12 protein-coding genes are annotated in these 13205 nt (G+C 36.3%); all 12 read left to right on the top strand.

From position 1 onward, the window contains the following. Window positions 1-1893, top strand: coding sequence for an asparagine synthase (glutamine-hydrolyzing) (gene asnB / locus R2800_10805; protein ID MEZ5017531.1), 1893 nt, complete (start codon window positions 1-3; stop codon window positions 1891-1893). Beyond that, window positions 1877-2431 (top strand): acyltransferase, encoded by a 555-nt coding sequence (locus tag R2800_10800; GenBank protein ID MEZ5017530.1) that lies wholly within the window; start codon window positions 1877-1879, stop codon window positions 2429-2431. Before asnB ends, R2800_10800 begins: the two co-directional genes overlap by 17 nt. Window positions 2432-2433: 2 nt before the next feature. After that, window positions 2434-3615 (top strand): N-acetyl sugar amidotransferase, encoded by a 1182-nt coding sequence (locus R2800_10795; protein ID MEZ5017529.1) that lies wholly within the window; start codon window positions 2434-2436, stop codon window positions 3613-3615. Next, entirely contained in the window at window positions 3612-4223 is a 612-nt protein-coding gene (gene hisH / locus R2800_10790; GenBank protein MEZ5017528.1) for an imidazole glycerol phosphate synthase subunit HisH, read from the top strand. The genes R2800_10795 and hisH overlap by 4 nt, the downstream gene beginning before the upstream one ends. A 2-nt stretch (window positions 4224-4225) precedes the next feature. Next, window positions 4226-4987: an AglZ/HisF2 family acetamidino modification protein gene (locus R2800_10785; GenBank protein ID MEZ5017527.1), complete on the top strand. Its 762-nt coding sequence runs from the start codon at window positions 4226-4228 to the stop codon at window positions 4985-4987. Next, window positions 4987-5718: a hypothetical protein gene (locus R2800_10780; protein ID MEZ5017526.1), complete on the top strand. Its 732-nt coding sequence runs from the start codon at window positions 4987-4989 to the stop codon at window positions 5716-5718. Before R2800_10785 ends, R2800_10780 begins: the two co-directional genes overlap by 1 nt. Window positions 5719-5771: 53 nt before the next feature. Further along, window positions 5772-6710 (top strand): DapH/DapD/GlmU-related protein, encoded by a 939-nt coding sequence (locus R2800_10775; GenBank protein MEZ5017525.1) that lies wholly within the window; start codon window positions 5772-5774, stop codon window positions 6708-6710. 4 nt (window positions 6711-6714) lie between these two features. Continuing rightward, the gene (locus R2800_10770) at window positions 6715-7932 is read left to right on the top strand and encodes a glycosyltransferase (GenBank protein ID MEZ5017524.1); all 1218 of its coding nucleotides are present in this window, start codon (window positions 6715-6717) and stop codon (window positions 7930-7932) included. A gap of 81 nt (window positions 7933-8013) precedes the next feature. Then, window positions 8014-8802: a polysaccharide biosynthesis/export family protein gene (locus R2800_10765; protein MEZ5017523.1), complete on the top strand. Its 789-nt coding sequence runs from the start codon at window positions 8014-8016 to the stop codon at window positions 8800-8802. A gap of 10 nt (window positions 8803-8812) precedes the next feature. Next, window positions 8813-11245, top strand: coding sequence for a polysaccharide biosynthesis tyrosine autokinase (locus R2800_10760; GenBank protein MEZ5017522.1), 2433 nt, complete (start codon window positions 8813-8815; stop codon window positions 11243-11245). Window positions 11246-11276: 31 nt separating this feature from the next. Then, entirely contained in the window at window positions 11277-12569 is a 1293-nt protein-coding gene (locus R2800_10755) for a nucleotide sugar dehydrogenase (protein MEZ5017521.1), read from the top strand. A 10-nt stretch (window positions 12570-12579) separates the two neighbouring features. Continuing rightward, entirely contained in the window at window positions 12580-13155 is a 576-nt protein-coding gene (locus R2800_10750) for a DapH/DapD/GlmU-related protein (GenBank protein ID MEZ5017520.1), read from the top strand. The last annotated feature ends 50 nt before the right edge of the window (window positions 13156-13205 follow it).

Here is a 13205-nt window from a genome sequence, read left to right as displayed (position 1 = left end):
ATGTGTGGTATAGCTGGTGTATATAATCTGAATAGAAAACCCGTTTCGCTAAAGCAGGTGCAAAAGATGGCAGATAAAATTGCTCATCGTGGACCTGATGGAGAAGGGTTTTATGTGCATGATGAAATTGGCTTAACACACCGTAGGTTAGCAATACTAGATACTTCTGCGCTTGGCGCTCAGCCCATGACATCGAAGAACGATGAGTGGGTAGTAGTATTTAATGGTTGTATCTACAATTTTCTTGAGTTGAAACAAGAGTTAAGATCTAAGGGTCACTCCTTTGTTTCTCGTACAGATACAGAAGTGATAGTAGAAGGCTTGGCAGCTTACGGTCCATCTTTCTTTGAAAGATTGAATGGCATGTTTGCCGTAGCTGCTTGGAATAAAAAGGATGAAGCATTGTATCTAAGTCGCGATAGGTTTGGTATAAAGCCGCTTTATTATTGGTTTAATGGTACTAGTATTGCTTTTGGTTCAGAGATAAAAGCGATTATCACTCATCCTGATTATAAGATAGATGTGGATCATGATGCCTTGAATCAGTATTTCACATTCCAAAACGTATTTACATACAATACCTTGTTTAAAGGGGTAACGATGTTGCCTCCCGCAAACACAGTTAAAATAACATCTGACTCTACGTATGTAAAACACTACTCTTGGTGGGACTATGACTTTACGAAGCCGGATGATAAAATGAGTTTTGAAGATGCTTTGGATTTAACCAAAAGTGGTTTTGAAAAAGCAGTCACCAGACAAATGATTTCAGATGTTCCGGTAGGTTCCTATTTGTCAGGAGGAATGGACTCTGGTTCTATTACAGCAGTAGCTTCGAAGCATGTAGATAGGTTAGCAACATTTACAGCGGGTTTTGACATGTCGGAAGTGACGGGTGTTGAAGCAAACTATGATGAGCGGAGAGATGCGGAGCTGATGGCTAACCACTTCAAAACAGAACACTACGAGCAAGTAATAAATGCGGGAGATTTAAGCTGGTCTTTACCAAGGCTCGTATGGCATTTAGAAGACTTGCGTGTGGGCATGAGTTACCCTAACTATTATATAAGTAGGCTGGCATCAAAGTTTGTAAAAGTGTGTTTGCAGGGTACGGGTGGTGATGAATTATACGGTGGTTACCCTTGGCGATATTATAGAGTGTTCCGCTCTATGGACCAACCAGAATTCTTTGAAAATTATTATGGGTTTTGGCAACGTTTAGTGTCAGATGAGGATAAGCCAAGGTTATTTACTGATAGCACTTACAGTAAAATAGATATAGCAAGACCAAGAGATGTTTTTGAACGTGTGTTTACTTTCAATGACAAATTAAAGTATGATACACCTGAACATCATATTGAGAATAGCTTATACTTTGAAATCAAAACATTCTTACCTGGTTTATTGTTAGTTGGCGATAAACTATCCATGGCAAATGGACTGGAAGAGCGTTTCCCATTCTTAGATAATGACTTAGTGAATCTGGCTCAGCAAATACCAGTGAAACATAAGCTGGGCAATTTGCAGAACATGAAGAAACTCGATGAGAATGATTACAGAGATAAGCGAAAAGTATATCAAGAATTTGATGATGGTAAGAATGTCTTAAGGAAAGCAATGGGCGGATTCTTGCCAGAAAAAATAATAAACAGAAAGAAACAAGGTTTTTCCGCCCCTGATGAAAGTTGGTATCGTGGAGAAAATGCACAATACATCAAAGAGCTTCTATTAGGAAAAAAAGCCGTGTCCGCAGATTATATCAATCCTGAATATATAGAGCATATTTACAAGGAACATACGGAAAAAGATATCAACCATCGTTTGTTGCTATGGTCGTTTATGAATTTTGAGTGGTGGTGTAAGATATTCTTAAACAATGAGCAAGTTGGTTAGTAAACTGCTGAAAAGATTTTTTTCAACTAAAAGACAAATACTGAAGTCTAAGTACAACCGTGTGCTACCGACTAACGAAGTATTTACTGATAGATGGGAAAAAGCTGCTTATTTAGGTTTTGGTAAAGGCAGCAGTGTATATGATAGTGCTTGCGTTTTTGGAGAGGTAAAAGTGGGGGAAAATACTTGGGTAGGTCCATATACTATACTCGACGGTTCAGGAGGTTTGATGATAGGGAATAATTGTTCTATATCTGCGGGAGTTCATATTTATAGCCACAGTACAGTGTTGTGGGCAGTAAGTGGCGGTAAAGAAGGCTACGAATATGGGGAAGTGAAAATTGGAAATAATTGTTTTATCGGACCACAATCAATGATTCAAAAAGGGGTAATTATAGGTAGCCAATGTATTGTTGCTGCCAATAGTTTTGTTAACAAAGATATACCTGATAATACAGTAGTAGGAGGTAATCCTGCAAAAGTATTAGGAAAGGTAAATTTCAATAACGGAAAGCCAGAAATACAATACAATAAATAATTATGAGCAAAGAATTAACAATATGTTCCCGTTGTATATACGATGAGCGTGTACCTAATATTGTTTTTGATGATAAAGGGGTGTGTAATTATTGTTTGATGATGGACACTTTGCAGGAAGAGTATAAGACAGGTACGGAAGAGGGCATAGCTGCTTTTAATGAAATATTGGAGCAGATAAAGAAAGAAGGGAAGGGTAAGAAGTATGATTGTGTTATTGGTGTGAGTGGAGGAACTGATTCATCTTTTATGTTGCACATGGCAGTAAAAGAATGGGGATTAAGACCACTGGCGGTACACTACGATAATACATGGAATACAGCTATTGCTACTGAAAATATAAGAAAAGTATTAGGCAAACTCAATGTAGATCTATATACGCATGTAGTAGACAATAAAGAGTCTGACGACATTTTTAAGTCATTCTTAAAGGCAGGTGTGCCTGAGCTTGATGGCCCTACTGATATAGCATTGGCAGAAGTATTGTACAGAGGTGCAAAAAAGTATGGTGTAAAATATATACTGGAAGGGCACTCTTACAAGTCAGAAGGGGTGTCGCCACTAGGTATTATGTACGTAGATGGTAAGTATATCTCCTACATACATAAGCTGTTTGGGAAAATAAAGATGAAGACTTTCCCTAACATGCCATTAATGTCTTTCCTGAAATGGATAATACTATTTAGAATAAAGAAAGTCAGACCGCTTTGGTATATACCATATTCTAAAGAAGAGGCAAGAGCAATACTTGAAAAAGAGTATGGATGGGAGTATTATGGTGGTCACCATTTAGAAAACAGAATGACTGCTTTCCATCATAGTGTATACCATCCGCAGCGCTTTAATTTAGATCAGAGAAATAATAGCTTGTCTGCGGCAGTAAGATCCGGAGTGATGAAGAGAGAGGACGCACTTGCAGAATATGCTACACCTCCAAAAGTAGAACCAGAGTTGGTAGCTTATTTTAAAAAGAGGTTAGGGCTTACTGATGAGGAGTACGATGCATTAATGAAAGCACCTAAGAAGTTCTTCTGGGATTATAAGACCTATAAGAAGACCTTTGAGAAGATGAGACCTATATTTTTTACATTATATAAATCTCATTTAGTACCCAAAAGCTTTTATTTGAAATATTGTTTCCCTCTTGATATGGAAAAGTTAAAGGCACAACAAAAAGAAGCATGATTACAATAGTTGATTACGGAATGGGGAATTTGGGTTCTGTACACAATATGTTTAAATACATAAAAGTAGAGAGTCAGATTTCAAGTGACCTTGAGGTGATTAGTAAAGCTGAAAAAATACTCTTGCCAGGAGTAGGAGCATTTGATGCCGCTATGAAGAAAATAGACGAAGCAGGTTTTGCAGAGGTGCTAAATAAAAAAGCGCAAGAAGATAAAGTGCCCATATTAGGTATATGCCTTGGCATGCAGTTATTAACCAAAAGTAGTGAGGAAGGTAAACTACCAGGGTTTGGTTGGATTCCAGCAAGTACAACGAGGTTTAAGTTTGAAGACAAAAAACTAAAGGTGCCACATATGGGTTGGAACTTAGTAAAGGAAGTGCAACCTCATCGATTAATTAGTGACTTGCCAGAAGAACCAAGATTCTACTTTGTACACTCCTATCATGTGAATGTAGAGAATGATAAATATTCACTGATGCGTACTAACTATGGTTATGAGTTTGATTCCGTAATAACTAACGGAGAAAATATATTTGGCGCTCAATTTCATCCTGAGAAAAGCCACAAGTTCGGTATGAAACTATTTGAAAACTTTGCAAGCTTGTAATCATGTTAAGAACTAGAGTAATACCATGTTTACAATTAATTGATGATAATCTAGTCAAAACTGTAAAGTTTGATAACCACTCTTACATAGGAGATCCAATTAATACTGTACGAATATTCAATGAGTTGGAAGTTGACGAGTTATGCTTTCTGGATATAAGAGCATCTGCACAGGGGCGTACCCCTAATTTAGAAGTGTTGCATCAAATAGCTAACGAGTGCTTTATGCCTTTGTCTTACGGTGGAGGTGTTAAAGATTTTGAGACGGCACAAAAGATATTATCAATTGGTTTTGAGAAGATAGTAATAAATACTGCAGCATATAATAACCCTCAATTGATTACCAAAGTAGCAGAACACTTTGGCAACCAAGCTGTAGTGGGGTCTATAGATGTGAAAAAGAATATGTGGGGCAAATACCAAGTTTATATTAATGACGGTAAAGAAAAAATAAAAAAAGACCCAATAGAATGGGCTGAAGAGTTAGAGCAATTAGGAGTTGGAGAGTTGTTGGTTACATCTATGGATAAGGATGGGACATGGTCAGGTTATGATCATTCCATTATCTTAAAGATCAATGAAGCAGTAAACGTACCTGTAATAGCTAACGGAGGTGCTGGTAGCGTTAATGATATTGAAGTGGTGGTAAAGGAATGTAATGTTTCTGCAGTTGCTTTAGGGAGTATGGTGGTTTACCAAAAGAAGGGTATGGGTGTATTGGTAAATTTCCCAGATAAAAAAACATTAGAAAAAATACTGAATTAATGAAACGTACTTTCCCTTTTACTTTTGAAGGTATAAAAAAACAATACCAAGCAGCCCTAGATGCGGGGTATAAATTTATCACTTGTGAAGAGTACTATCATTATAAAAAAGCTGGTGCTGTACCGTCAAAAATTGTTGTAAATAGAGTTGATGTAGACCTTTCGATGCAAAAGGCAGATAAGCTTGTCAATGCATTCAATGAACTAGGAGTAAAAGGTACATTCTTTATCAGATTACATGCACCAGAGTATAATCCTTTTTCTTTTTTTGCATACAATGTAGTACGCCATATTGTTAATACAGGTCATGAGATTGGCTATCATTCTGAGGTGATAGACCAAGCCACAATTTGGGATGAAGACCCTGAAGTATGTCTGAAAAGAGATATTGAACTATTTAACAAAATGTATGATGTGAACATTGTTGGAGTTGCTAGCCATGGCGGAATGACAGGGTTAAATAACCTCGATTTTTGGAAGGACAAGAAAGCTAGTGACTATGGGTTGCTATACGAAGCATATGACCACGAGCCTAATTTTAATCTTTTCCATGAGTCGTTTTATGTAAGCGATTCGGAGTGGGTAAGGTGGAAGTGTTATGATAAGGGCAAGCTAGTAAAAGGAGATAATAGAAGCTTTGAAGAACATCTAGCTGATAATAGACCTCTTATCCATTTGTTGATACATCCGGATACCTATTATGAAAGCCATATTTATGATAACGAAAAATAGTAGTGGTATGAAAACCTGCTGCCAGCATTTATTTATTTTTTAAAATCTATAATATGTATAGTATTGATGATTTATTAAAGTGTATTGGTGTTCCTTGTGAGGTGATAGGCAATAAGAAACTCACCTTCAAAGGGGTAGAGCCCATCTTTGAAGCTACAGACAACTCTTTGTCTTGGATAAGAGCTGGCAATAAGAATATACATGAGTTAGTAAGACTTTCTAAAGCCTCATATATAATATGTGAAGAGGGTTATGTGCCAGAAGAGGAGGTGTTAGAGCATAAGTGTATCGTAAAAACATCACGACCTGATATCGGCTTTCTTAGGTTGGTGAAAAACCTATACTCTAGAGCTAGTGGGGAAGTAATAATACATCCGACAGCTATAATACACCCTGATGCCGTACTTGGAAAAAATGTAAGTATAGGTCCTTTCTCAATAATCGGAAACTGTACAATAGGAGATAATAGCATTATTGAGTCGAACGTTGTCATAAAGGATAGAGTAGAGATGGGGGCTAATATATTAATAAGTGAATTTTGCAATATTGGAGGACAGGGTTTTGGACACATATTCAACGAGCAAAACAGATATGAGAATATGCCACATATAGGGAAGGTGGTTATTGAAGACAATGTAGATATTTTCCCGTATTGCAATATAGATAGAGCAACACTATCTGAAACTAGAATTGGTAGTGGAACAAAAATTGACCACTACTGTCATATTAGCCATAATACCACTACTGGTAGTAATACAATGATAACTGCTAAGGTAGTAATGTGTGGTGGAAGTAAAGTTGGTAATAATGTATTTATTGGCGTGGGTAGCCTAATAAGAGATAGTGTGAAAGTAGGTGATAATACCATGATAGGAATAGGCTCTGTAGTGACAAAAGATGTACCTAATGGGGAAACATGGGTAGGGGCACCGGCGGTACCTATAGAGGAGCATAAAGCATTGAGGGCTAAAATGAAAAATATCATTTCTTAATAGCATGGTTAAAAGAATAGCCTTAATAGGAAACTTAAACAATAACTTTTTTGCAATAACGAGGTTGTTGAGAGATAATGGCTATGATGCTCACTTGTTTTTTAGAAGTGGGCAAGACCATTTTCACCCAAAGGCTGACACGTATGACCTGAGCTATGTTAACTATTGTCATGAGGTTAATTGGCTAGATAAAGGGTTTCATAATGTAGATAAAGAGAACGTTTTGGAGGATGTAAAAGGTTTTGACTTTTACATAGGACAAGGTGATGAGGCAGCGACAGCATATTACGCAGGTATAAATATGGATGTGTATTACCCTTATGGGTCTGATGTTTTTAAATATGCACACCTAAAACAAGAGTATAGCTTTAGAGATAAGTTGTTGTCGCAAATAAGAATGGGTAAAAAGACCATTACTTATAAGCAAATGCAGCGGGGTACGTTAGCAAAATATACTAAGGGGGTAATTGTAAATTCGCGTGAAATATTTAGCAGCTACTGGGATGATATATGGGAAGAACGATTTGATGCACTTAATTGTGGCGATAAAAGAAGGTATGTCTCTATGCCTTTTTTATATGCTACTGAATATGAGCAATTACACGATACTCATTTTCAGGCAGATGCCCATTGGAAGAGCTATGTTGATACGTTGAGAAACAAGTATAAGTTTATAGTGCTTTATCATGGAAGACAAGAGTGGAACGCTAGTCCTGTAACAGCTAAAAAGTCTCATCATTTAATACTAGGGTTTGCCTCTTTTTTGAAAAATAATCCAAGCGCCAGTGCATGCTTGGTATTGATAGACTATGGGCAGGACGTTCAGCGATCGAGAGCACTGATCGCAGAAAAAGGTATAGAAGATCATGTAGTATGGCTGCCTAAGATGTATAGAAAGGATATAATGTATTTACTGAAAAATGTAGATATAGGTAGCGGAGAGTTTACACGTAGTTTTCTAACATTTGGCACTATCATTGAGGCTATGTTTATGAAAAAGCCTGTGCTTAATTACCGTGTTGATGAGCTGTACACTCAAGAGTATGACGAATTATACCCTACATATGCCGTAAAAGAACCAGAAGAAATAGAAGTAGCTCTGTCTGATGCTTATAGTAACCCTCAAAAGCTGAAAGCTATGGGGCTTGAATGTTATGAGTGGGTAAGAAAATATTTCATTGCAAAACCTATTGAAGAGCTAATAAAAGCTATAGAGCGTTAGATAATAACAGACTAGTAGTTTTATTTTTTAATAAGATTATTCGCCCACAACGTTTTTAATTACTTTTGAAAAAAATACACAATGCGTATTAAGTCAATGTATAGATTTTTTTTAATCCTGTTTGTAGGAGTGGGATTATTACTAACTAGCTGTAATACGGCTAAGAAGGTTCCATATTTTCACGATATATCAGACTCTGCAAATACTGTTAGAAGAGTTCCACATGGTAGCTTTGCAGAACCTAGAATAGCGCCAAATGATATATTACAGGTTCATATTCAGACCATTGATCCTAAGACTCACAATGTTTTTAGCCAAACTTCAACAACAGAAACTGTTGGCTTGCAGCAAACTACAGGTTATCTGGTAGATAAAGAGGGTTATATAGAACTACCTGTTGTGGGTAGACTACAGGTTGAGGGGTTGACAACAACAGAGGCTAAGAAGGTAATTAGAGAAAAGGCTGGTAGATATTATAAGGAGCCTGTAGTAAATGTGCGTTTTTCTAATTTCTATGTGACACTTTTAGGTGAAGTGGCTAATCCTGGTAGATATATAGTTACCAATGAAAAAGTAAGTGTAATTGATGCATTAGGAATGGCGGGTGATATGACAGTATATGGTAGAAGGGATAATATAATGCTTATAAGAGAAGAAAATGGTGAAAAAGTATTTGTAAGATATAATATGAATGATACTGAATTCCTTAATTCACCGTATTTCTATTTGAATTCAGGAGATGTATTATATATAGAACCCAATAAGGCTAAGTCCCGTACTGCCACCACAGATGTATCAAAAGATCGTTACTTCACTTTAGGAGCATCTGTATTATCATTAGCCGTTTCAATCATCCTAATTACTAGATAAAAAGCATTTTATGCAAGATAATCTTGAGCCAGTTTTTGCTGAAGAATCTAACTCAAATAGCTCAACTCTTAATATTGATAAGATATTAAGTAAAGTATTTGCTTATTGGCCAATTTTTGCCATAGGTGTAGTGGTCTCTTTAGTTATTGCTAATGTGTATCTGCGTTATACAACTCCGGTTTATAGTATACATGCAGAGATGCTAGTAAAAAATGAAAAACGAGGTGCAGCTGATGGTAACAATATTTTGCTGGAAGAAATGGGTTTCAGTAGTGGCATAGGTAGAATAGAGAATGAGATGGAGCTCTTGCAAAGTCGTACATTGATGAAAGGGGTAGTTAGAAAACTAAACTTGAACATCCAATACTTTGCACCAGGTAGAGTGAAAACTACAGAGATATATAATAAGAATGTTCCAATTACTCCGGACTTATTATTCAATATCGACTCATTAAATACATCTTACACCTATATTTTAAATCGAGAGGATAGTAATAAGTTAGTTATTAAAGAGAAAAAGGATAATGGAAGAGTATGGGAAGTAAAGTATGGAGAATTTGTAGAACTGCCAGTTGGTAATATTATTTTTTATAAAAATGATCTAGTACCAAAAGAGTTTAGAACTGTTCCTGAATATACGATGAACATAGGCCCAATAGAACCAATGGCAATGGCATTATCTAGTTCAGTGTTGGTAGAAAATACAATAAGAAGAGGATCGGTTATTAGACTTTCGACACTTGACATTATACCTCAAAGAGGTGAGGATATATTAAACACCTTAATAGAAGTATACCAACAAGACAATAAAGATGATAGGAATAGGACTGTAGATAGTACTATGAGCTTCATTGTCTCAAGGTTGCAAAGTGTACAGAATGAACTAGAAGGTGTTGAGAAGAAAATAGAGGACTTTAAAAAAGATAATGAGTTAACAGATTTGAGTGAGCAGTCAAAATTACTCATGGAAAATGCCAGTGACTATTCTAAACAGATTACACAGCAAGAAGTGCAGCTTAAAGTAGTTGAATCGTTACAAAGTTATTTGAAAGATAAAAGTAATGACAGTAGAGACGTGCCCGCTAGTACTCTAATACAAGATAATAATCTAACAAGTATTATAGAAAGTTACAATTCACTACAAGCAGAAAGAGAGAGGTTGTTGTTGACAAATACTGAAAATAGCCCATACATAGTCAATGTTGATAATCAGTTGAAGAAACTACGTAGTGACATGGCTAACTCCCTAGCGTCAGTTAAGAGAAGTATTGAAGTGACAATTAAAGAGTTAAAGACACGTGCTGGTGATCTAGAGGCAAAAGTTAGAAAGCTACCTTCAACAGAAAGGTTGTCGCTTGAGTTTGCAAGACAACAAAATATCAAACAAGAACTGTATCTGTTCTTGTTAAAGAAAAGAGAAGAAGCAGCAATATCAAAATCTGCTACTATTGAAAATGCAAGAGTAATTGATCCAGCCATCAATTCTGGAGGACCAGTGTCCCCTAATAAAAAGAGAATTAATTTGATGGCTTTTGTGATTGGCTTGGCCATACCTGGTTTGCTCGTTTTTATTAAGGAGTTCTTCAACTTGAGGGTAGTATCAAAAGATGATATTCAAAAATTAACCAACATGCAAATAGTTGGTGAGATAGGACATAGTGACAAGGGTGATAATATAGTAATAGATAAGAAAAGCAGAAGTGTTGTATCAGAGCAGTTTAGAGCATTACGTACCAATCTGCAATTTATATTTGGAGATACAGGTAACAAAGTAGCAATGGTAACTTCTAGTATGAGTGGTGAGGGTAAATCCTTTATTGCGATTAACCTGGCAGCATCGTTAGCTATATCTGGTAAGAAGGTAGTGTTATTAGAACTTGACTTACGTAAGCCAAAGATATCCAAGCACCTTGGAGTAGATAATAGTGTAGGGTTCTCTAATTATGCAATTGGACAAGCCAGCTTGAGTGATATTATTAAACCTGTTCAGGCAGCAGAAAATTTATTTGTTCTCCCTTCAGGCCCTATCCCTCCAAATCCAGCAGAGTTGATAATGTTGAAGAGGACCAAAGAGATGTTTGACCAAATAAGACAGGATTATGATTATATAGTAATTGATACTGCTCCGATTGGTCTTGTTACAGATGCGCAACTATTAAGCGCTTATACTGATACTGTTATGTATTTATGCCGTCAAGGGTATACTTATAAACAACAGTTAAGGTCAGCAAATGATTTATATGTTAGCAATAAGATGCCTAGAATGAATCTTATTGTCAATGATGTAAATGCCAAACGTAGCAGTTATGGTTACGGATATGGTTATGGATATGGTTACGGATATGGCTACGGTTCATATGGAGATGGAGGAGGATATTATGAAGACGAACAGCCTTCAAAACGTTTTAATCTATTTAAAAGAAAGAATAAGGGTAAAAACTAATAACCCTTCATCACTTTAGAAATACTTTTTCATGAGTACTAACAAGGAACGAATAGCAATAATTGGTTTAGGCTACGTAGGATTGCCTTTAGCTGTAGAATTTGCAAAACACGCACATGTAGTAGGATTTGATATTAATGAAAGCCGAATTAAAGAACTATCGTCAGGGAAAGATAGCACACTAGAAGTTGAAAATGACTACCTAAAGAGTGTGATAACCAATGATACAAACTCTGAAGTGGGTTTGTATTTCTCTAATCAACTTGCAGATATTAAGTCTTGTAATTATTATATAATAACAGTTCCTACTCCAGTAGATAAATATAACAAACCAGATCTGACCCCTTTATATAAAGCAAGTGAAACTGTTGGTCAAGTGTTGAGCAGCGGAGATATTGTTATTTATGAATCTACCGTATACCCTGGTGTTACAGAAGATGAGTGTGTGCCAGTACTGGAGAAAATATCCGGTTTAAAGTACAATACAGACTTTTACTGTGGCTATTCCCCTGAAAGAATAAACCCTGGTGATAAGAACCATACAGTAACCAAAATTAAAAAGGTTACATCCGGTTCAAATGATAAGGTAGCTACTATGGTGGATGAGTTGTATAGCAAAGTTATAGTTGCTGGTACTCATAAAGCCTCAAGTATAAAAGTAGCAGAGGCGGCAAAAGTAATTGAGAATGCACAGCGTGACATTAACATAGCCTTTGTGAATGAACTGGCAAAGATCTTCAATAAGATGGGTATTGATACTCATGAGGTTTTAGAAGCTGCTGGAACTAAGTGGAACTTCCTTCCGTTTAAACCAGGTTTGGTAGGTGGTCACTGTATTGGTGTTGATCCATACTATCTTGCGCAAAAAGCACAAGAAGTAGGTTACCATCCTGAAATAATATTAGCAGGAAGAAGATTAAATGATAGTATGGGTGGCTATATAGCCCAAGAGGTTGTGAAGGAGATGATAAAGAAGGATGCAGTTGTAAGAAATGCTAATATTCTACTCTTAGGTATTACGTTTAAAGAAAACTGTCCTGACGTTAGAAATACAAGAGTTGTAGATATATACGCTGAGTTTGATAGCTACGATATGAATGTTACGGTATATGATCCTTGGGCATCTCCTAGTGAAGTAAAGCATGAATATGGAATAGATACTGTCAGTGAACTTCCTGAAGGTGTTAAATACGATGCTGTTGTTCTAGCAGTAGCGCATAATGAATTTGTGAAGATGAATTGGAAACAGTATTTAAATGAAAATGGAATCATCTATGATGTAAAAGGTTGTCTTAATAAAGACGATGTTAATTCTAGATTATAAAATTAATACCGTGGAATATTTTGCTCACGAAACAGCAATTGTAGATGAAGGATGCACTATAGGTGCTGGCACTAAAATTTGGCACTTCTCACACATTATGCCAGACTGTGTACTTGGTGAAAAATGTAATATTGGTCAAAACGTAGTCATTTCACCTAATGTTGTTTTGGGTAGAAATGTAAAGATTCAAAACAATGTATCAGTATATACAGGTGTTACATGTGATGACGATGTATTTTTAGGACCATCATGTGTATTTACAAATGTAATAAACCCAAGAAGTGGGGTGAATAGAAGAGGAGAGTATGATAAAACTCATGTGGGTAAAGGGGCATCAATAGGAGCAAATGCTACTATTGTATGTGGTCATGATATTGGTGCCTATGCATTCATAGGAGCAGGGGCAGTAGTAACAAAAACAGTTCCGCCATATGCTCTTGTTGTGGGTAATCCTGCAAAGCAGATTGGCTGGATGAGTGAATATGGACATCGTCTTATATTTGATGAGAATGGGCTTGCCATTTGTGAAGAGAGTAAGGAAATATACCAATTACAAGATGGCGTTGTATTTAAAAAAGGCGTCTAATCACATCTTTTCTATAGCGAATATAATCTTCGCTTTTTTAATGAACAATA

The organism is Flavipsychrobacter sp. (genome assembly GCA_041392855.1).
GTDB lineage: Bacteria > Bacteroidota > Bacteroidia > Chitinophagales > Chitinophagaceae > UBA5543.
Note: the sequence above shows the minus strand (reverse complement) of the source record. Positions and strands in the feature narration are given on the sequence as shown.

Coding starts and splice junctions, on each gene's coding strand:
- asnB (MEZ5017531.1), top strand. CDS start 1: ATGTGTGGTATAGCTGGTGTATATAATCTGAATAGAAAACCCGTTTCG.
- R2800_10800 (MEZ5017530.1), top strand. CDS start 1,877: ATGAGCAAGTTGGTTAGTAAACTGCTGAAAAGATTTTTTTCAACTAAA.
- R2800_10795 (MEZ5017529.1), top strand. CDS start 2,434: ATGAGCAAAGAATTAACAATATGTTCCCGTTGTATATACGATGAGCGT.
- hisH (MEZ5017528.1), top strand. CDS start 3,612: ATGATTACAATAGTTGATTACGGAATGGGGAATTTGGGTTCTGTACAC.
- R2800_10785 (MEZ5017527.1), top strand. CDS start 4,226: ATGTTAAGAACTAGAGTAATACCATGTTTACAATTAATTGATGATAAT.
- R2800_10780 (MEZ5017526.1), top strand. CDS start 4,987: ATGAAACGTACTTTCCCTTTTACTTTTGAAGGTATAAAAAAACAATAC.
- R2800_10775 (MEZ5017525.1), top strand. CDS start 5,772: ATGTATAGTATTGATGATTTATTAAAGTGTATTGGTGTTCCTTGTGAG.
- R2800_10770 (MEZ5017524.1), top strand. CDS start 6,715: ATGGTTAAAAGAATAGCCTTAATAGGAAACTTAAACAATAACTTTTTT.
- R2800_10765 (MEZ5017523.1), top strand. CDS start 8,014: ATGCGTATTAAGTCAATGTATAGATTTTTTTTAATCCTGTTTGTAGGA.
- R2800_10760 (MEZ5017522.1), top strand. CDS start 8,813: ATGCAAGATAATCTTGAGCCAGTTTTTGCTGAAGAATCTAACTCAAAT.
- R2800_10755 (MEZ5017521.1), top strand. CDS start 11,277: ATGAGTACTAACAAGGAACGAATAGCAATAATTGGTTTAGGCTACGTA.